This is a genomic window from Armatimonadia bacterium (assembly GCA_039679385.1).
Classification (GTDB): domain Bacteria; phylum Armatimonadota; class Zipacnadia; order Zipacnadales; family JABUFB01; genus JAJFTQ01.
The window spans coordinates 1-20,055 of record JBDKVB010000162.1; the positions used below are offsets into that span (position 1 = coordinate 1).

At 64.5% G+C, this 20,055-nt stretch carries 14 protein-coding genes; 7 read left to right on the top strand and 7 right to left on the bottom strand.

Annotated features, from left to right (window positions below; translation table 11 throughout):
- The 4 genes from ABFE16_18880 to ABFE16_18895 form a co-directional block, all read right to left on the bottom strand.
- On the bottom strand, positions 1-216 hold a 216-nt coding region (locus tag ABFE16_18880; GenBank protein ID MEN6347363.1), incomplete at its 3' end, for a hypothetical protein.
- Between the two features lie 122 nt (positions 217-338).
- Positions 339-1,400, bottom strand: a complete 1,062-nt coding sequence (locus tag ABFE16_18885; GenBank protein MEN6347364.1) for a hypothetical protein — start codon at positions 1,398-1,400, stop codon at positions 339-341.
- A 71-nt stretch (positions 1,401-1,471) separates the two neighbouring features.
- Entirely contained in the window at positions 1,472-4,873 is a 3,402-nt protein-coding gene (locus ABFE16_18890) for a TonB-dependent receptor (protein MEN6347365.1), read from the bottom strand.
- Between the two features lie 120 nt (positions 4,874-4,993).
- Complete coding sequence (locus tag ABFE16_18895; GenBank protein ID MEN6347366.1) at positions 4,994-7,036, bottom strand: ATP-binding protein; 2,043 nt, start codon at positions 7,034-7,036, stop codon at positions 4,994-4,996.
- A 315-nt stretch (positions 7,037-7,351) separates the two neighbouring features.
- Here ABFE16_18895 and ABFE16_18900 point away from each other — a divergent pair, with 315 nt between their 5' ends.
- The 7 genes from ABFE16_18900 to ABFE16_18930 all read left to right on the top strand — a co-directional run bounded on the left by ABFE16_18900 (position 7,352) and on the right by ABFE16_18930 (position 17,165).
- Positions 7,352-8,938 (top strand): hypothetical protein, encoded by a 1,587-nt coding sequence (locus ABFE16_18900; GenBank protein ID MEN6347367.1) that lies wholly within the window; start codon positions 7,352-7,354, stop codon positions 8,936-8,938.
- Between the two features lie 40 nt (positions 8,939-8,978).
- On the top strand, positions 8,979-9,794 hold the full coding sequence (locus ABFE16_18905) for a hypothetical protein (protein MEN6347368.1): 816 nt from the start codon (positions 8,979-8,981) through the stop codon (positions 9,792-9,794).
- A gap of 187 nt (positions 9,795-9,981) precedes the next feature.
- Complete coding sequence (locus ABFE16_18910) at positions 9,982-11,130, top strand: uroporphyrinogen decarboxylase family protein (protein MEN6347369.1); 1,149 nt, start codon at positions 9,982-9,984, stop codon at positions 11,128-11,130.
- Between the two features lie 155 nt (positions 11,131-11,285).
- Positions 11,286-11,921, top strand: a complete 636-nt coding sequence (locus tag ABFE16_18915; GenBank protein ID MEN6347370.1) for a DUF1559 domain-containing protein — start codon at positions 11,286-11,288, stop codon at positions 11,919-11,921.
- A gap of 282 nt (positions 11,922-12,203) precedes the next feature.
- Entirely contained in the window at positions 12,204-12,932 is a 729-nt protein-coding gene (locus ABFE16_18920) for a PEP-CTERM sorting domain-containing protein (protein ID MEN6347371.1), read from the top strand.
- An 88-nt stretch (positions 12,933-13,020) separates the two neighbouring features.
- Positions 13,021-15,012 carry an alkaline phosphatase family protein gene (locus ABFE16_18925; protein MEN6347372.1) on the top strand — a complete coding sequence of 664 codons (1,992 nt, stop codon included), beginning with the start codon at positions 13,021-13,023 and terminating at the stop codon, positions 15,010-15,012.
- A gap of 611 nt (positions 15,013-15,623) precedes the next feature.
- Complete coding sequence (locus ABFE16_18930; GenBank protein MEN6347373.1) at positions 15,624-17,165, top strand: 2-isopropylmalate synthase; 1,542 nt, start codon at positions 15,624-15,626, stop codon at positions 17,163-17,165.
- A 100-nt stretch (positions 17,166-17,265) separates the two neighbouring features.
- Here the strand turns inward: ABFE16_18930 and tatC are convergent, their stop codons facing one another.
- From tatC to ABFE16_18945, 3 genes are all read right to left on the bottom strand, one after another.
- Positions 17,266-18,270 carry a twin-arginine translocase subunit TatC gene (tatC, locus tag ABFE16_18935; GenBank protein ID MEN6347374.1) on the bottom strand — a complete coding sequence of 335 codons (1,005 nt, stop codon included), beginning with the start codon at positions 18,268-18,270 and terminating at the stop codon, positions 17,266-17,268.
- A gap of 8 nt (positions 18,271-18,278) precedes the next feature.
- Positions 18,279-19,268 (bottom strand): GNAT family N-acetyltransferase, encoded by a 990-nt coding sequence (locus tag ABFE16_18940; protein MEN6347375.1) that lies wholly within the window; start codon positions 19,266-19,268, stop codon positions 18,279-18,281.
- Between the two features lie 85 nt (positions 19,269-19,353).
- The coding region (locus ABFE16_18945) for an NFACT RNA binding domain-containing protein (protein ID MEN6347376.1) at positions 19,354-20,055 on the bottom strand (702 nt) is incomplete at its 5' end.

Genomic DNA, 20,055 nt, shown 5'->3' on the forward strand with positions numbered 1-20,055 from the left:
CATCGGCACCACTTTGAGCGGGTCGGGAGTTGCCCAGCAACTGTGGTTGACGGCGATCCGGTACTGGCCGACCGGTATGTTTATTGCGAAATTGCCGCTCGCATCGGTGTCGGTGTGGTAGAGACCGTTGCCAGTTGGGTCTGTTGCCGTCGAGGCATGGAACGCGAGATGGTTGGACTGTGTCGCATTCAAGAGCTTACCCGTGACCTGCGGCATGTCATCTCCCCTCCCTGGGATGCGGCGCATAGACGCTCGGATAGAAGCAGCAGCGACAGGCGTCGTCAACCACAATCCGGTCAGGCGCGGTTCCCAGCTCCCCCCTTCTGTCAGCCGGCGTATCAGTACATTGGCGCCGGACCCATCGCGGCGATGGTGGAGATCCACCGGTCGATCTGGAAGTCCCGGGCTGCAGCCGATGGAGTGGTCGGCGTTGCTGAGGCCGACAGCAGATCGAGTACCCCATCGAAGGAGCTCGACCAATGCAGGGTCGCAGTGGTTTGCCCGTTCCGCGAGATCGTGCCCGTGCCGGAGAAGTCCTCTGCCAAGGTGAAGGACCCCGTGGTGCCGTCCGGTGCAGTGAACTCCAGGTGGTCCCAGCGCTCGCCCGCGCCGGTCATCCTGATCTGGAGCACTACCCCATCGGCTCCCGTGTAGGTCCCGGTCGCGCCCTGTGAGAAGATCGGCCAGTAGGCCGCCCCCTCTATCGCGGTCAGCGGCACGCGGAGGTCCAGCTTCGAACCATCGGGGAAGCTCAGTACCAGATGGTCCTCACCCATGAAAGTACGATGGAACTCGAAGCTCATCGTGCGACCGTCAGCGAGTCTGGCGGTTCCCGTCCAGTCCTGCGGCGTGTCGGCAGAGCGGAAGCTGACGTGGGAGACGTAGTCCAGATGCGCACCGTCCCAGGTCGTCTCCCGCATCGTGACCCACAACTCCATACCGTCGTCGGACCAAGTCGCAGCGTCCCACTCGGTATGCATGGTGCGACCGTCCGGCCTCGTCTGCGTGCCCGACCCGGAGCCATCGGCGTGCCACAGGTAGTCATACGTCGTCCCGTCAGAGTTGGTACCCCAGTAGTGGTACCCTCCTGGCTCACCCGGTATCGGCTCCTCGTGGTACTCCAGCGGTCCTCCCTGCTGGGTCGCGATGTTCCGTGCCGGGCCCTTTGTCCTCTGCAGCGCCGCCGGCATCGCCGCTCGCGCTGCGTCCGTGTATACCACCCTATGGTGCAGAATGGCAAACCAGCTCTTGGTCGTCAGCAGTGAAGAGAGGTTGTGCTCACTCACCGTCTGCACGTCTGCTGCACGCGCTCGGTCGGCGGGAACTCCGCTACCCGAGCAACCGTTCAGGCACAGGGCAGCCAGGACTGCCGCCAGTGCCACTAGGATGCGGTGCGTCATACTGCGTCTGCCTCCTGAAGGCCCTACGTCCGTGGGCCGCCTATCTTTGGTCTACCAGCCCGCCACTCCCCCTAGAACCGCATCTCAAAGCCCACGCGTACCCTTCGCGGCCGGCCCGGGTACCCCTGCCAGTACTCGTACTGCTTGTCGGTCAGGTTCTCGACATCCACAAAGAGCATGTTCCGCGGGTCGAACTGCTTCTCCGCCCGCAGGTTCAGAAGGCCATAGGAACCCAGGCGCACGGTGTTGTCTCGATCGGCATACCGCTGCCCGGTATGGTTCCAGGTCAGGCCCACACGCAGGCCGCTCCGACCCAGGTAGTCGAGACGCGCCTTTCCGGCCAGACGAGGGATGTAGGGGACCTCGCATCCCTCGATCTCGTCATTCTCGCTGTTACTCAGCCGCCCCCAGATCCCCGCGCTCAGGCTCCGGCTCAGCCAGCTCTCCCACTCGACCTCGGCGCCGTAGAGGCTGCCCTTGCTCAGGAAGCTGCTGGCTCTGGCCGGACTCCACTGCGGGTCCTCGAGGTCAACGAGGTAGTTGTTCAGCGACCGGTAGAAGCCGGTCAACTGCAGCAGTGCCCCGTTTCGTGGCATGAGTTGGTACTGCAACTCGTAGCTCTGCTCGTATCCACCGTCAGCGAGATCCAGCGGCGACTCCAGTTCACGCGCCGACCATAGATCGACCGGCGCCAACTCGGCAGCATCGTCACGCAACAGTGGGCGCGTCAGCAGGACGAGGGTCTGGCCGCCGCCGAGGTCGCGACGCACCCAGGCCTTGGCCCGCCACACCGGTGAGGCTTCCTCGGCAACCGCTACTCGTCCGCCCACCATGGCCCGAGTCTTGTGGTCGAGCGTCAGCTCGCGCTCGAGGTAGAAGGTCGCCGAATCACGGTTCACCTCATCACGGTAGTCCTGCCAGTCGATGGTCGAGGTGGGATCGATCTTCCCCAAGACTCCCGACACACCGCGCTTCTCGCCGTAGTACGCCGCGCCTGCCACGAGGGAGTTCGCGCCGGAGCCCTGCCTGTCGAAGCGCAGCTCCGCCATCGGCCCCTCGGAGGAGAGCCTGATACCCCGCACAGGGTCCGTGTTGGTCAGCAGGCTTTGGGGGTTGTAGTCGTTCTCGGAATCGTCGCGGTACCCGAGCTTGAAGGTGAGGTCGCTACGCGAACTCAGGCTGCGACGACCCAGATAGCGGAAGTCGTAGCCGCCGAAGGCGCTCTCGTAGCCGGGCGTCTCGGGCTCTCCGGTGCTCAGCAGCCGACCCGGCTTGTCGCGGTCCTCATGGTCGACGCTCAGGTAAGCGACATCGGCCTTGCCGGCGCTGGTCTGCCGGCCCGCGATGCCCAGGAAGGTGGTGTGGTTCCAGTCGCTCTGGAGGCGGTCCCAGTCGTCGTTCTCGTGCTGCAGGGCCATGAAGTAGCTGTTCTGGCCGTTGTCGCCCCGCCCGTCCTTCTTCACCTTGCCCTGGAAGCTACCGAAAGCGGCATCGACCTCCGTGCGGGAGTACTCACGTCCCTCCACCATGGCCGCCGGCTGCTTGGTCAGCGCCGCGAACTGCTCGTACAGTGCATTGCGACCCTGGCCAAGCCGGCCGTAGACTTCGGCCAGTTCCAGGTGCGCCAGGGCGTAGTCGCGGTCCAGCTCCACAGCCCTTCGCAGCTCAGCCCAGGCACGCTCCGTGCGATTCTGCCTGAGGTACACGCGTGCGAGCGTGGTGTGCAGACGCGCCGAATCGTCACCGAGGCGCACAGCAAGCTCGGCCTCCCGGACAGCCTCCGGGTACTGATTGAGGTCCAGCTGCAACATCGCCAGGTTGGCATGAGGCAGAGCCCAGTCGGGTTGTGCCTCAATTGCCGCGCCAAACTCCCGGGCCGCACCGCTCAGATCCCCCTGGGATAAGAGGGCAGCGCCCAGGTTGTTGTGGGTCGCCGCCCGTGAGGCATCGAGGGCAATGGCCGCCTTCTGCTCCTCGACGGCAGCCGCGAGCTTGCCCTGCCTCGCATAGGTCACGCCGAGGCCAGTGCGTGCTGAGACCAGGTTCGGGCTGAGCGCCACCGCATGGCTGAAGGACTTCTGCGCCCCCGCCAGGTCGTTGGCCGCCAGGTAGGACATGCCCAGCGCACTCCAGGCGGCGCCAAACTCCGGGTCGAGCGTCACGGCAAGCTGAGCCTCGCGCAGGCCGCTCTCAAGGTCGCCCTGCGCGTTGCGGATATCGGAGGCGACCAGGTGAGCTGCCGCCGAGTTCGGCGAAGCCTGCAGAGCCACTTCGGACGCCTGGCGGGCCCGGCTCAAATCGCCGGCATAGAACTCGGCGGTCGCCAGGGCTTCGTTCGCCAGACCCGAAGCCGGCGCCAACTCCACTGCCCGTCGCGCCGAGGCCAGGGCTGCTTCCTTCTTGCCCTCGGCGAGCTGTACGCCGGAGAGATAAGCGTGAGCCTGGTAGGCCTGCGCAGACAGAGCGACGGCACGCTCGAAGGCCGCTTCGGCCTTCTGGGCATCCCCGCTCCGAACTGCTACCAGCCCGGCGGCAATCTGGGCCAGCGACTCGGTCGGAGCCATTGAGACGCCCCGCGCAGCCAGTGCAGCAGCCTGCTTGAGTGAGTCCTCCTGGAGCGAGGAGACCTGCGCCAGGGCAGCACCGATCACCGGCAGGGCGTCAGTCGGGGCAAGCGCCGCAGCAGCCTGGAAGGCGCCGGCAGCCTCGGCAGTCCGTCCCTGCAGGAGGAGGTTGTAGCCCAGGCGCGTCTGCGCTCGCGGAACAGCAGGGGTAGCCTGTGCCAGGGCGGTGTAGACGGCCTCGGCAGCGGACCAATCGCCGGCGTCCTCCAGGGCATCACCCAGGGCGAGTTGTGCCCGGAGATCGCCGGGGTTCGCCTGAGCCGCTTGCCGTGCCTGTGTCAGGGTCGCGTCAACCTGTGCCGCGGTGGCCGAGGGTGCATGGCGCATCTCCCATCCGAGGCCGACGTTGTCCAGGGATGCCTCCCACTGAAGGTACCCGGAGGGATCAACGCGCATCGGACGCGTCGGGGCCATGTCGGCAGCCGCGTGACTCTGCTGGTTCGCACCGACCGCCACACTCCCGAGGTCGTTGTAGAACCTGACCGTTCCCTCAAGCACGGTCACGGTGGTCACACCATCGGACCCTACCTCGACAAGGAACTTCGTGCCCGAGGCAGCAGCGATGGCGCCCTCGGTGCCGATCTCCAGTCTGGGCGCACCGAGAAGCCAGACGTACACCTTCCCGGCAATCGCCCACAGGCGGGTCAGACCTCGTGCAGCCGCCTGGGGCTTGGCCGCAGGAATGACGACGTGCGTGCGAGGCCCGAGCTTGACGCGCGCGCCATCAATGAGTATCGTCGCTTGTGCTTTCTGGAAGGTCTGGACATGGTCGCCGGAGGCCAAGGGGCACCGGCTGACCTGTACCCACGGACCCTTCCCGGCCCGCTGCACCTTTACAACACCGGTCACCTGCTCGAGCCTCGCCCGAGACGCCGGAGCGCACCAAACCGCCCCCGGCAGAAGGGCCAGTGCCAGGCCGCAGAGAACACCGCATCGTGCTACGTGGTCAAGACGCATGAGAATCACCCGTTACTGGGGCGCGCTCGTCGATGGTGGTGGCTCGGTCGGCAGGGCGAGCGTGAAGACTGATCCCTGACCGACCTTGCTCTCGACCCACACATCGCCCCCGTGAGCCTGCGCAATACGACGGACCGACGACAGCCCGATCCCCGTCCCCGGCACCTGAAGCCCCTCGGGCACGGCTCTTTCATACGGTTCGAAGACCCTGCCAATCTTCTCCGCAGGAATGCCGATACCTCCGTCGGCGACACGGACCAAACATACTGGTGGACCAGGAGCAATAGACACCAGAATTGTGCCACCCTCGGGCCAGTACTTGATGGCGTTGTCGAGAAGATTGCTCAGAGCACGTGCCAGGTATCGTGGATCGCCCGCGAGCCACACTCCCTCCGGCGGCGCCACCACTTCGACTCTATGAACCGGACTGCGAGCACCGTGTGCCACTGCCAAGTCCTTCGCCAGCGCGGCGACATCGAAATCGCTGCACTCCAGGACAAGCTCCCGGTGATGGTCGAGGGTAAGGAACTCGTCGATGTCGCCAAAGGCCATCTGCACCTGCTGCTGAATGCGCGCCAAGAGCTCCGGAGAGGGCGTCGTGCCACGCTGCTGCTGCATCCGGAGGACTTCGGCCAGGGCGCTGATGGCCGCCAGAGGTTGCTTCAGGTCATGCACCAGGGTGGAGGCCACACTGTCGCGTGCCTCAATCTGCCCCGTCAGACGCTTGACCTGGTCACTGGCCATGGCCAGACCCAGGAGCGCTGTTGCGACCGATGACACGGCGATCCCTTCCACCGTCACGGCGGCGTAGAGCCACACATCGTGCCGAATCAGCAACTGGGCGGCTACCACAACGGTCTCGGCCTCAACCAGCGCCACGATGAGGGCCCGCCAGATCCCCAGGAAGCGGAAGGCACAGGAGGCCAGCACAGCAGCGGCGAAGATCACCACCCAGGCCACCGGGGTGCTCACCGGTCTGATCCATCGGCGCTGCAGCAGTGTGTTGAGGGCGTTCGCATGGATCTCGACGCCGCTCATTGCGGCTTCAGCGGACTGATCCACCAGGGGGGTCGCCCGACGAACTGCGCTCCCCAGCAGCGCTGACCGCTTCCGGTCCTGCAAGGAACCGATCAGCACGATTCTGCCGCCAAAACGCTTCTTCAGTTCCTCAGGCTCGGCCCGCAGGACCTCGCTGAGCCCGTAGACTGGGAAGGTCCCCGTCGGCCCTGCCCAGTCGATGAGCATGGCGTAGTCACTGGTCGGCTGCTCCTGGCCCGACATCAGCGACGTCATCAAGCGTGTGCGCTCGTGCGCCCACACCGGCACCACCAGGTCGGCAACTCTCACGTGCGTGTCATCGATTGGCTCGGGAAGCTCCCAGGGCACCCCCACATAGGCGGAGTAGACGGCCGCCGACAGCGGTGGCACCTGCTCGCCCAGCATGACGAGATGCTCAGTCCCATTCCGAGGTGTCTCCGGCGGAGCCCCACACTGGACCAGGGATACTCCGCGTATGACGCCGTGCGGGTTGTAGAGGACCGGCGAGCCGATCAGGACATCGGTCGTCGGAAGGAAGCCCCTGGGAGGGGCCTCGAAGAAGAGTTTGTCGGGCGTCGACCCGGTGTCGGCAACAAGTACCGTGTCAGGTGGTTCGAGCAGGGCCGCAACCAGGGGACCATCGTGGGCACGACGCTCCGGCAAGCCCACCGGACATGCCTGCGAGAAGGAGATGTCCACCCCCACAACGCATGCCCCGGCATGCTTGGTCCTGCTGATGGCCGCACCAAGGTCATCGCGCCGGATGAGCTGGCATGCACACTCCGCCAGCCGGTTCGCCTGGTGTCTCTCGATGTCGGCGCGCTCGACACCGACGATGACGATCCTTGGGTCCGGCGCCTGGGCAGGTCGCGACGACAAGAGAAGATCAAGAAGTGCGAACTCGGGCACCGATAGAGAGGACGAAAAGCGGCACACGGCGAAGGTCGTTAGTAGGGAGATCAGCACGATACCTGCGGCACGCGTCTTGAGACCACGTGCCACTAGTTTGCGTGGCAACTGCTTGAGTCCCAGTCTGTGGGTATCAGCACGCCGACCCAGTTCCCTGGCACCCTTTGCTGATCGCTCCGACGAGGGGCCCCCAGCCGGCGCCCTGTCAACCAGCAATACGCGCACCAGCCTTCGACGTGACAACGACGAGGTCTTCGGTCGCCTCAATCATAGTCAGGGCTGGTGTCAGTGTCAATGACCGGCCCCATGTGGTCCCAGAGGGTGGCATCTTGGGGCGACAGACGGGCTGTCATGCGGACCTGTGCCTGGAGTAGTCAGCCGGATTGCCAGCTACCGAGGAACTTTGGATGTGGTCCATAGAACATGCCTAGCAGTCTCTCAATCCAGGACCATGCCATACCCGCAAGCGCGTCTGAGGCCACAGAACCCAGAGGCCTAGCCGGAGGCTGGTTCGTTCCCCTCCTGCTGGCTGCCATCAGTCTTGCTCTGTGGTACCCGCTTCGGTGCGGAGGCCCCATCCAGTGGGACTCGGTGCAGTTCCTACTGGCTCTCGACCAGTACGACATTGCCAAGCACCTGCCCCATCCCCCGGGTTACTTCCTGTATGTCATGCTTGGGAGGGCCCTGCGGCTGGTTACCGGGGATGGCTGGTCGGCCTTGCTTGTCCTCGGCGGGCTCTGCGGTGCGGTTCTGGTGGCAGTCACCTCCCGGATGGCCTCTGAGATCGGTGGGAGCTTCGCTGGACTGCTCGCCGGGCTGATGGCTCTCACCGCACCTTTGCTGATCAACGACACAACACAGGGCGACACGCATTCTGCCTCCGGTGCACTCTCGGCCCTGGTGGGCTGGTGCGCCCTGCGTTTGGTGGTGCTGCGACGGCGAGGACCGATGGAGGTCATCGGGGGCTCTGTGGCCCTCGCGGCACTCGCAGGGGTACGCCCCTCTGATGGCGTCTTCCTGGCGCCTCTCTGGTTGGTGGCCCTGGCAGTCAGTGGACGCCGCCCCTTCCTCGTGGGACTGGTGACTGCGGCGATGGGGACTCTCGCCTGGGTGATCGCGATGGGAGTGATGATGGGGGGCTACGACGGCCTCTTCCACACCCTGTCCATGATCATGTCCGGCTTCGTGACCCGCCGAGCTCCGGTGACGTCCGGCGTGAGGTGGCTGCTCCCCAATGGCCGGCTGGTCGCCGAGGGCCTTGAGCAACTCCTGCTCCCGGGAGCTCCGCTGGTGCTCGCCGTACCCTTTGCCGCTCACCAGACTCTGCGTCGGCCCCTGTCGTGGTTGCTGCTCCTGGGGATCGTCCCGTCTCTGGCGGTGTACCTACTCCTGCACATCGGGAAGATGTACTACTTGCTGAACGTGGCCGCTCTCCTGTGGTTGGCCGTGGCCCTGAGCGGCCGATGGGCGGTCCAGCGCCTGCAGCTCCGTCCGACTGCTTTGCTGACGCTCCTGGCGCCCTTCCTGGTTCTCGGCGGCGTTACGGTCCATCAGACGTACCGTGAACGCCAGACCCTTGAGCAGTCGTGGAAGGGCGCCGCGGCCATGACCCGCCAGCTGGACCCCGACAGCAGTGTCGTGCTCTCTTCCTCCGTGCCACGGGAGTCGCGAGCGCCCGACGGCGGCCGTCCCTGGGACTTCAGGCATGCCATGTACTACCTGCCGCGGTTCCCGACCTACATGTACCCTACTGATGACGCCGCGACCGTGGGCCGCTTCAACGCAGGCTGGCACCGCATCACCCGCTACCTGGAGACGCCGATCCGCCTTCACGGAGTTCGTCATGTGATTCTCACCAGTCACGATCTCCTCAGGCACCTGCCGCCGGGCTGCCATGTTCTGGACCTGCGCAGCGGGGTGCTCGAGCTACACCTAGTACCAGTTGATCCTTCACATCCCGTCATCCTCGGCCCCGGCTGGGAGCTACAATGCACCCCCGCCAGGCCCTGACAGACGTAACCATCTCAGACAAGCCGTAACAGGAGACGACATGCTTCCCACCATCCGCATCGGCAGCCATGACCTCACCCGCCTGATCATCGGCGGCAACCCTTTCAGTGGCGGCTCGCACTTCTCACTTGATCTGGACGAGGCGTTTCTCGACTACCACACCAATGCCCGCATCGTGGAGACGCTCTTCGAGTGCGAGCGTCAGGGCCTCAACACTATGCAGTCGCGCGGCGACAAGCATATCCTGCGTGCGCTCCGCGAGTACCGTAACGCTGGAGGCACGATGCAGTGGATCGCGCAGACCGCCAGCGAAATGCGTGACCTGCACGGCAACATCCGCCAGGCCGCCGCAGCCGGGGCGATCGGGATCTACCACCATGGCAGCCGGACCGACGCCCTGTGGCGCGAAGGTCGTGTCGATGAGATCAGGGACCTCCTGGCGACCATGCGGGACTGTGGAGTCATCGTGGGCATGGGCACCCATCTGCCGCAGGTGGTGGAGTACTGCGAGGAGCACGAGTGGGACGTCGACTTCTACATGACCTGCATGTACACGCTGGGTGATCACCGCAGCGCCGACGGCTACGTGGCCTCCGGAGGAACCCCGAATGAGACCTACGACGACGCCGACCGGGAGAGAATGTGCGCGCTGATCCGGGCAACGCCGAAGCCCTGCCTGGCCTTCAAGGTACTCGCAGCGAACCGCAAGTGCACGAGCCCGGAGGCCATACGCGAGGCCTTCGAGTACGTCTTTGCCAACATCAAGCCGACGGACGCCGTGGTCGTGGGGATGTACCAGGAGCACCTGAACCAGATCGCGATGAATGCGCAGATAGTCCGTGAGCTGTGCAGCTAGGCTGTCCTCAGTGGCCTTCAAGCCGCGCAGCAAGAAACGTCCGGTCTTATCGACGAAGCCCCTTCCGGGCTGGATTCTTTACCAACAGGACAGGAAGGTCAGTGCAGGCACCGAGGCGAAGCATACCGTGGTTCCAAGATGCCGGTGAGCTCGACCTGCCCAATCCGGTGGAAAGGCGGACAAGACCTTGACCCTTCGTGAGCGCTTCCAGCGCACGATGCATTACCAGAAGGTGGACCGCATCCCCTTCTTCGAGTTCGGCTACTGGGCTGAGACGCTCCCGAACTGGCACCAGCAAGGGCTGCCTCGCGAGATCGACGACGAGCGCAAGGCCTACGACTACTTCGGGATCGAGAACTGGGGCGGATTCCCCGTCGGCATCGGTCTCTACCCCGGCTTCGAGCGCGAAGTGATTGAGGAGACCGAGGACTTCGTCGTGTACCGCGACAGCGAACGGGCCCTCAAGCACGAGCGCAAGGGCGTCATCCGCACGATCCCCCACTACCTGGAGTTCGGCCTCAAAGACCGCGCGGACTGGGAACTGTTCAAGGAACGCCTCAACCCCGACGATCCGGGGCGATACCCCGGGGACTGGGACGCGAGAGTCAAGCAGGCAAAGGAAGCGGAGTACCCGGTCTCCATCGGGATCGGCTCCATGATCGGCTGGCCCCGGAACTGGATCGGCTTCGAGAACATCGCCCTGATGTCCTATGACGACCCTGAGCTGATCGACGAGATCATCGAGACCCTCTGTGTCCTGGTCTGCACGGTGATCGAGCGCGCGCTCAAGGAAGTCAGGTTCGACTTCGGCGCCGGCTGGGAGGACATCTGCTTCAACAGCGGTCCCCTCCTGTCACCGGCCTTCTTCGACCGTTACATCGTGCCGCGTTACAAGCGCATCACCGACCTGCTGCATCTGCACGGTGTGGACCTTGCCTGGACCGACTGCGACGGTAACATCGTCCCGATCCTCCCGCAGTTCCTCGCGGGAGGCATCAACTGTATGTTCCCCATCGAGGTCCGCGCAGGATCGGACCCGGTGGCCATGCGCGAGCGGTTTGGCCGGGAGTTGCGTCTCTGCGGCGGCTTTGACAAGATGGCCTACTACAAGGGCGCAGAAGGCATCGAGGCCGAGCTGCAGCGCCTCAAGCCGACGGTTGACCAGGGAGGGTTCATCCCCTTCTGCGATCATCGCGTCCCGGCCGACGTGCCCTACGAAGCATACCTGTGGTACCTGAAGCGCAAGCGGGAGCTCTACAACGCCGGCATGCGCGAGCCCCAGTACGATGAGTCGGTCCTGACACCGCCCGCTCCGGGAGTGTGGTGCGAGCAGTAACAACTGAGGCTTTCCCCGTCACCGCCGGCGCTGCGGCGCCACCCCTTGGCGGTAAGACGGACCATCTGGACATGCACTGCTAGCGTGTGTGGCCGTGCCATTCAGCCGCAGCCCCCCCACAGGGAGGGGCCCAACCCGACAGGGAGGTCAATGACATGGAACGACGTGGTTTCACGCTGATTGAGTTGCTCGTCGTGATCGCAATCATTGCGATCCTCGCAGCCATCCTGTTCCCGGTTTTCGCCCGTGCTCGTGAGAAGGCCCGTGCCTCAAGCTGTCTGAACAACTGCAAGCAGCTCGGTCTTGGTCTGATGATGTACGCCCAGGACTACGATGAGTACTTCACCATCAACGAGCCCCACGGCGCCAATGATGTCACCGCGAAGTGGTGGTGCTCACGGATCTACCCGTACGTGAAGAACAAGCAGGTCTTTGTCTGCCCGTCGCACCCTGGCTCCTACATCAGCTACAGCATCAACTACCGAGTCTCCAACTGGAACTCGGCGACGCACCAGTCGAAGATCCAGTTCCCCGCCTCCACGATTGTTCTTGCCGATGTGGAGCCCACTCAGAAGTACACGATCGGTGTCTCTGCCGGCACCAACCCGGACTGGATCATGCATGCGCCCTACGACCAGACGCAGTACACCTGGTGCCCGCCCTTCCCGCGGCACAACGAGGGCGCCAACTTCGTCCTGGCCGACGGCCATGCCAAGTGGATGAAGATCCAGGCCACCTATGTCGACACGCCTGGACAGCTGTCCATGTACACGCTCGACAACAAGCGGTAAGAAGAGCCGCGCTGCGCGGTTCTCCTATGCACTTCCCAGCCCGCTCCCTGCGCACCTCGGGAGCGGGCTCTCCTTCTCAGGCCTGTCATGCCAAGCCTGGGAAGGCCCGTCTCACGCCCCGGACGCTCTCTGGGCGTATGTCAGTATGGCCTGGCTGCTGAATTCTGTATTGGCAACTATCGGTAACCCATGCTATAATCTTCTGTGAAGGCTTTCTCTTGCTCCATACACAGATACTGTCAAGCATTATTGACTTTTGCTGCGCACCGGGAGACGTAGAGAATGAGTAATGCAGAGCTACGAAGTGTCACACAGCGCCGCAAGTTAGCAGCCCTCGCAGGGGGCGCCGGCCTTGCCGCCAGTCTCCTCGGCGGGTCGACCGCGGCCTATGCCGACATCATCTACCACGACAACTCCAGCCTGTCCTATGTCTGGCCGCAGATAGGTTCCTTTCACCTTACCAAGGGGCCGCTGGACCAGGGAAGCCCAGACCCTTCGAACGCACTCATCACCCAGTACGGCTGGCTGAGCAATACAGGCGGAGGCTACTCCTACCTGAACACCTACCTTTACGGCAGCGGGAGCGCAACCGTAGCGTCGAACGGAAGCATCGTCGCTTTCAACTCCGGCGACCTCATTGGGCCTTCGTCCTTCGTCGGCGGGTTCAACGGCGGGCTAGCGGCATACCACTCGTTCTACTACGGAGTTCCCAACGGTGGTTACGCAGACATCGGTGACGGAGCCCGGCAGTTCGGCGGCGTGCAGTACACCGACGGAGGCGGAGCGACGCACTACGGCTGGTTCGATGTGCTGTGGAATAATGGGGCCAGCCGCTTCGACGTCTACGGGTGGGCCTACGAAACCAATGCCGACACCCCCATCGTTGCCGGCAAGACCAAGAGCGACCCGGTTCCCGAGCCCGGAACCCTCGCGACCCTGGCCCTGGGTGCCGCAGCACTGGTAGTCCTCAAGCGCAAGCGCCGACGTAACAACGCCGAAGAGACCGAGTAGCCCAACACCAACTGACCTGCACCGTGTTCGCCTGGGGACCGTCACGGGTCCTCAGGCGTTTTTGTGTGCCTCAGAGCGGAGCGAACACGTGACACACCCTGCAAAGCGAGTTCTGATCGTCGGCTGGGACGGAGCCGACTGGCGCATCCTCGGCCCACTGCTTGAGAAGGGCCTCATGCCCAACCTGCAGGCGATGGTCGAGAACGGAGTGATGGGGAATCTGTCCTCGCTGCAGCCCATGCTCTCCCCCATGCTCTGGACCTCGATCGCCACCGGCAAACATGCCGACGCCCACGGCATCCTTGGCTTCGCCGAGCCAGACCCTGGGAGTGGCTCGCCACGACCAGTCCGCAGCACAAGCCGACACTGCAAGGCTCTGTGGAACCTCCTCTCGGACGCCGGGCTCAAGGTCGGGGTCGTGCGGTGGCTGGCGACTCACCCGGCGGAACGCATCAACGGCTTCGTGATCAGTGACCAGTTCTCGGTGGCACCGAGGCAAGCCGGCGGAGCAGTCCGGAATCCTGCTGCCGTCTGGCCGGGCGACCTGGCCGAAGACCTGGCACAGGTAGTCGTGCGTCCGGCCGATCTCACGCTGCGTGAGATGGCCGACTTCGTACGCGTGGATGACGCTGGAGTGCGGTCCGACCCGAGGGCCGACACTTTGCCCCGATTGGTCGCCGACATGGCCACAACCCAGGCTCTCGCCACGCTCCTGATGCAGACGGAGGACTGGGACTTCCTGGGTGTCTACTTCGAGGCCTTCGACCGGTTCTCACACCACTTCATGGAGTTCCACCCGCCGAAGCTGCCGCAGGTCTCGGACGAGGACTTCGAGCGCTACCAGCACGTGATGACCAGTTGCTGCCGGTTCCACGATATGATGCTGGGGCGTCTGCTGGAGCTCGCAGGTCCTGACTGCCTCACGCTGCTGATCTCCGACCACGGTTTCCACAGCGACCACCTCCGGCCCGACAGCAGCCCCAACATGGCGGACGGTGAGCCCGTTGCCTGGCATCGTCCGCATGGCATCCTGGTAGCGGCTGGGCCCCAGACCCGACAGGACGAGTTGGTCTTCGGTGCCGGACTGCTGGACATCGCCCCGACGGTGCTCGCTGCCCTCGGACTGGCCGTTCCGGCGGACATGCCGGGGCAGGTCCTGAGGCAGATCTGGCCTGCGGGCACGCTCACGTGGGAGACCACCGATACTTACGAGACCGGCGAGACGCAGCCTGTCGCCGATGGCAGCCAGGAGGAGGAGGATCCCTGGGTGGCTGCGCAAGCTATCAAGCGGCTGGTTGACCTCGGATACATCGAGGACACCTCCCTGGAGGGACTGGAGGAAGACCGACGGCGGAGCCTGGCAGTCGTCTACGCCTGCACCGGTCGACCTGCTGAGGCGCTGGCTGAGATGGAGAAGCTTGCCGCGAAGGGTCCTCTTGATCTCTCGATGACCTTTCTCATGGCGCAACTAGCTCTGCGGACCGGCGACTACAAGCGATCCCGCGACCTGGCAGATCAGATCCTCGCTGCACGCGCGGAGGGTCCCTGGGCACACCTCGTGAAGGGCCGTGTGCTGCTACTGGAGGGCGATACTCAGGGCGCGCTCGAACAGTTCGGGATCGCCGCCGAGGCGCAGCCCAATCTCCCAGACCTTCAGCTGCAACTGGGGATGGTCTACCTGTCTCAGGAACGCTGGGCGGAAGCGGAGCAAGCCTTCCAGACGGCGCTTGCCGCCGACCCCTGTAACGCCCGGGGACACAGCGGACTCGGCATCGCCTTGCGGGAGCAGGGACGACTGGAGGAAGCCATCGATGCGCATACTCGCGCAGTGGGCCTCCTGCACCACCAGCCGGCAGCCCACCTGCAACTCGGCGTCACCCTCCTGCAGGCCGGTAAGATAGACTGGGCGATCCGCGCGCTCGAGGTAACCGTGAGCCTCGATCCGGAGGAACTGCGGGCCCACCGCCTTCTCGCCGACCTCTACCAGACCCTTCGCATCGATCCCGTCCGGGCCGCCGAACATGCCAGACTCGTTCAGTGCCTCGAAGAAGGCAACAAGGCCCAGGAAACCGGCGCCTGATCCTTGACGCTCCAGGGGCCGCAGTCTATAATGACGGTAACATAATACGATTACAGACTCTGACGGGGAACAGTAGGTGCGAGGAGACTAACAGAGAGGCCGCCCGTGGGATCGACGTCGGATCCCCTGGCTGGAAGCGGCTAGTCGAAGCGCACTGAAGCTCGCCCCCGAGTCGCGGACTGAACGGCCTGTTTGCCGACCTGCGCATGAGCAGGAGCAACGAAGCCCAGTAGGGACCGCCGGAGCTTCCACCGTTACAAGGAAGGCCGTATCGGAGTGACTGCCCGGGCGTCGACCGCTCGCAGGACCTCCCGCACGGACTGAGCGGGCTGCTTCGGCAGCCAACAAGAGTGGTACCGCGGATGGCATCATGCCCTTCGTCTCTTCTGGAGACGGAGGGCTTTTGTTTTGGCCGTCCGGTTCCCATACCTTCACTAGATGCAGGGGCACGAACACACATGCACCAGATGCGCTGCACCAGGATCGGCCTCATCCTTGGCGGCCCCCACGCAGCCTGACCCAACCGGCTGCCCTGGGGGCGACTCCGCTGCTGCGAGAATCCGCAGTGCCAGGCCTTCGCGCCGCCACTGCATATCACAAGGAGACCGAAAATGCCAAGGACAATCACCATCTTCGATACAACCCTGCGCGACGGCGAGCAGTCACCCGGCGCGAGTCTGGGCATGTCCGACAAGCTGGCCATCGCCCACCAGTTGGCGCGGTTGCAGGTTGACGTGATGGAAGCCGGCTTCCCCATCTCCTCCCCCGAGGATTTCGAGGCAGTCTCTCGGATCGCCAAGGAAGTCCAAGGACCGCAGATCTGTGGGCTGGCTCGCGCCACGGAGAAGGACATCGACGCGGCCTGGGAGGCGGTCAAGTACTCCGACAAGCCGCGCATCCACACCTTCATCGGAACGAGCAACCTGCACATCGAGTACAAGTTCCACAGCACCAAGTCCGAGGTGCTCGAGCGAGCGGTTAGGGCCGTGCGCCATGCGGTCGCCTACTGCCCGAACGTCGAGTTCTCCGCCGAGGACTCAACGCGCACCGACCTCGACTACCTGCGCGATGTCGTCGAGGCGGTCATCGAGGCCGGCGCCTCCACCGTGAACATCCCCGATACCGTCGGCTACACGACGCCCTGGGAGATGTACGACACGCTCCGCTACCTGTTTGAGAACGTGCCCAACATCGACCGCACGGTCATCAGCGTGCACAACCACGATGACCTGGGCATGTCCGTCGCGAACTCCATGGCCGCGGTTCGCGCGGGTGCCGGACAGGTCGAGTGCACCATCAACGGTCTGGGCGAGCGCGCCGGAAACGCCTCTCTCGAAGAGATCGTCATGGCCCTCAAGACCCGTGCCGACATGTTCGACTGCGAGACCGGGATCGTGACCAGGGAGATCATGAAGACCTCCAAGATGGTCAGCAACCTCACCGGCTTCGTCGTCCAGCCGAACAAGGCCGTCGTCGGCGCGAATGCCTTCGCCCACGAAGCAGGCATCCATCAGCACGGCGTCATCATGAACCGGCAGACCTACGAGATCATGCAGGCAGAGGACATCGGTCTGGCCTCGAACGTCCTGACCCTCGGTCGGCGCTCCGGCAAGCACGGACTGCGCAAGCGTCTCGAGGACCTGGGCTACGAGATCACCGACGAGCAGATGGAGAACATCTACCAGCGGTTCCTGAAGGTCGCCGACAAGAAGAAGCAGGTCTACGATGAGGACCTGGAGATCATCATGCGCGAAGCGACCGACACCATGCCCGAGACCTGGGCCCTTGTGAGCCTCCAGACAACCTCCGGGCCGCAGACCATGCCGACTGCCACTGTGAGGATGTCCCACGAGGGCGAGGAGTTCCAGGACGCCGCTTGCGGAAATGGTCCGGTTGACGCCGCCTGCAAGGCGATTGAGCGCATCACCGGGATGGAAGTCACCCTCGAGGACTTCTCCCTGCGCGGAATCACCGTCGGCAAGGACGCCATGGGTGAAGCAACGGTGAGGGTCAAGAGCGGCGACATCGATGCCCTTGGCAAGGCGGCCAGCACCGACGTCATCGAGGCCAGCGCCAAGGCCTTCGTCAACGCCCTGAACCGGCTGCTTATCATCGAGAGCCGGCCCCAGATGCCGACGAACGGCGCAAAGTAGCCGCAGGCCACCACCCAGAACACAACGGGCTCCAGACCTTGCCTCCCTGATCCGGGGAGCGTGTCTGGAGCCCGATTCATATCCGGTTAGCTTCTGTCCCTCAGCGATCCGGAGGCTTGAGGTCTGTCGCGCTGTCCTCGCCCGGAGTGTCGGGCGTGTCAGTCGGCTCTGCGGCCTCCTCGGGCGCTTTCACTTCCGGCTCCGGCACGAACTCGGCCTCGAGTGCCTCTTCGTCCTGCTTCGCCTCACTCGCGGCATGGGCTTCCTCATAGGTCTCGCGGGTGGTATCTTCCGCCTCCTCCGGGTCGGGCTGCGGGATGCTGTACTCCTCCTCCAGCACGCCCTCCTCGGCCTGTTCCTTTTTGCGCTGGACGAAACGCACCAGGAGGATGCTGACCATGTACAGAGCCATCATCGGCGCGGCCAGGATGGTCATGTTCACCGGATCGACCGTCGGCGTCACAATAGCTGCGAACACGAAGATGAGGACCAGGGCATAGCGCCACCAGGCGAGAAGCTGGCGGCTGTTCACCAGCCCGATCACACCCAGGAACATCAGGACGAGCGGCAACTCGAAGGCCAGACCGAAGCCTAGCATCAGGCGCAGGATGAACCACAGGTAGGGCTGCAGCGTGCGCTCGATCTGAACGCCGAGGGTCTGGTCGATGGAGAACAGGAAGGCAAAGGCGCGGGGCGACACGTAGTAGCAGAAGGCTACGCCGCCAAAGAAGAGCAAGACGGAGAAGGGCAGGATGACGATCGCATACTTGCGCTCGCGCTCCTCCAGCGCCGGCTCAATGAAGGCCCAGATCTCGTACAGAACCAGTGGCGCTGCGAGGATGATCCCGGCGACCAGGGCGACCTGGATGGCGATCATGAAGCCGCCGAGCGGCTCGAACACCCGGAAGGGGAGGTTGTCGACCCCGACCATCTTGGCGCCGACTTCGGCGGGCCGTCGCAGGTACTCAAGCAGCGGCTCGCGCCAGATCCACCCCGCTGCTGAACCCAGCGTGATGTAGAGCACGGAACGGATGATCCGTGCCCGCAACTCCTCGACATGCTCGAAGAACCCGAGCTCTTTGCGGTCCCTTGGCTTGTTCGGCATCGGCGGTGTCAGACCCCAACGAGCGATTCGATCATGAAGTACCAGTGCCGGCTGGTCGACGCAAGCGCCTCATGGGCCCGGTCGGTGAAGGGCAAGGCGAGGGACGCCTCGCGCACCGCGGTCTGAGCACCGAGGCCCTGCAGCAGTGCGTGCTCGGGCGAGGTGACATCGACGATCGCCAAGACCTCCTCCGTCGGCGCTGCGGACAGCAGAGCCTGCAGACACTCCTGCGGGTCCTCCCCCGGTGCGCAGGCGAAGTCGCTCATCACCGAGGCAGGCACCGGATTGCCCTCCAGCAGAAGCTCAACCTCAGCCAGGGCCAGGGCAGCCACCGGCAAGCCCGCTGCACTGCGCACTACCGCTAGCTGGATCGGCATCTCCACAGGCCGCTCCCGGCGATGCCACCGCCACAGGTCCTCGACCATCGGCGCATAGCCCCCACAGCCGCGGTAGTAGTCATCCAGCAAGGCCCGCACAGCGCCCTCCTCAGCGGCGGTCGCTTCGTCGACCTTGCGCGTCGGCTGACCCGCGGGGCGTCGGCAGGACAGAGCAGCTCCCATCGCCTGTGGGAGGTACCCGAGACGCTGGTAGAACCGGTAGGGATGCCCGTCCGGATTGGTGTACAGGACGGCGGCCTCGGCTCCTGCCTCCTGCATCAGCCGATGCGCGTCGTCCATCAAGGCCCGTGCCAGTCCGTGCTTGCGGTGGTCGGGATGGGTGGCCACCGTGTCGACGATTCCGCAGCGCAGCAAATCTCCGCCCAGGTACAGGTCCTCGATCGCCACCAGGACGTTCGCCACCAGCTTGCCTTCATACAAGGCAGCCGGGCACAGCTCGGGACGGGAACCAGGGCGCTTCAGATACCACCGGGTGAAGGCGTCCTCTACGGGCATGGCCCCGTCGTACTCGGCAAAGGCTGTGTTCGAGAGAGCGGTGAGCTGGGGCACCACCTTGGGGACGTCTCGGTGTGTACCCAGCAAGTAGCCTTCGACCGGCATCGGTGTGCTCCCCTCATGGTAGCAGGATGGCCCCAGGGGCCTCCCCCGCGAGCAACACTATCAGAGGTGCCACATGCAGCCCGCGTCACCCACGCTCATGTCCGGTATCCACGTGCAGCGTCCGGAAATCGGTGTAGGTGACAAAGCCGGGCCTTGCGCCCTTCGGCTTGTGGACGTGCTTGAGCGCGGTGTAGTTCACGGGCACGTGGGCGTCGTTCCGCCAATGACTGAGACTGGCCGCCAGGGCTGCAGCCTCACGGAGGCTGCTCTCCGGAACTTCGTCGGGGCGCCCCGAGGTCCGTATCACTACGTGTCCGCCCGGTCCGTCCTTCACATGGAACCACAGGTCCTCCGGGGCCGCCGTCCGCACCACCGCGTCATTCTGCGCTCCGGTCTTCCCATACAGCATCGGGTAGCCGTCCCGAGTGGTCGCTCGCCGGGGTTCGACGGTGCCACTCCGATCGCGGCTGCGAACTCGTTTCGCCTGTTCGTGCAGGAACCCTCCTCGGCGCAGCTCCTCTTCCAGTTGCGCAAGCTCCGCCGTGTCCTCCGCCGTCTCCACCTGCTGCTGGACTCCCTGCAGATACTCGCCTTCGGCACGTGCCTCGGCGAGCAGCCCGGGGACTTTGTCGAGGATGCGCCGGGCACGACGGTAACGGTCGAAGGCCGCCTGGGCGTTCTCTTTGGCTGAGTAGTGCGGGTCGAGTTTGAGGGTGACGGTGGCCTGATTGGGGTCGTAGTAGTCGGTCACCTCGACCTCTGCAGCCCCTGTCGGGATCGCGTGCAG

What these genes read in the sequence shown, in the direction of transcription:
- ABFE16_18885 (MEN6347364.1), bottom strand. Translation starts at nt 1,400, where the DNA reads ATGACGCACCGCATCCTAGTGGCACTGGCGGCAGTCCTGGCTGCCCTG.
- ABFE16_18900 (MEN6347367.1), top strand. Translation starts at nt 7,352, where the DNA reads ATGCCTAGCAGTCTCTCAATCCAGGACCATGCCATACCCGCAAGCGCG.
- ABFE16_18905 (MEN6347368.1), top strand. Translation starts at nt 8,979, where the DNA reads ATGCTTCCCACCATCCGCATCGGCAGCCATGACCTCACCCGCCTGATC.
- ABFE16_18915 (MEN6347370.1), top strand. Translation starts at nt 11,286, where the DNA reads ATGGAACGACGTGGTTTCACGCTGATTGAGTTGCTCGTCGTGATCGCA.
- ABFE16_18920 (MEN6347371.1), top strand. Translation starts at nt 12,204, where the DNA reads ATGAGTAATGCAGAGCTACGAAGTGTCACACAGCGCCGCAAGTTAGCA.
- ABFE16_18930 (MEN6347373.1), top strand. Translation starts at nt 15,624, where the DNA reads ATGCCAAGGACAATCACCATCTTCGATACAACCCTGCGCGACGGCGAG.
- tatC (MEN6347374.1), bottom strand. Translation starts at nt 18,270, where the DNA reads ATGCCGAACAAGCCAAGGGACCGCAAAGAGCTCGGGTTCTTCGAGCAT.
- ABFE16_18940 (MEN6347375.1), bottom strand. Translation starts at nt 19,268, where the DNA reads ATGCCGGTCGAAGGCTACTTGCTGGGTACACACCGAGACGTCCCCAAG.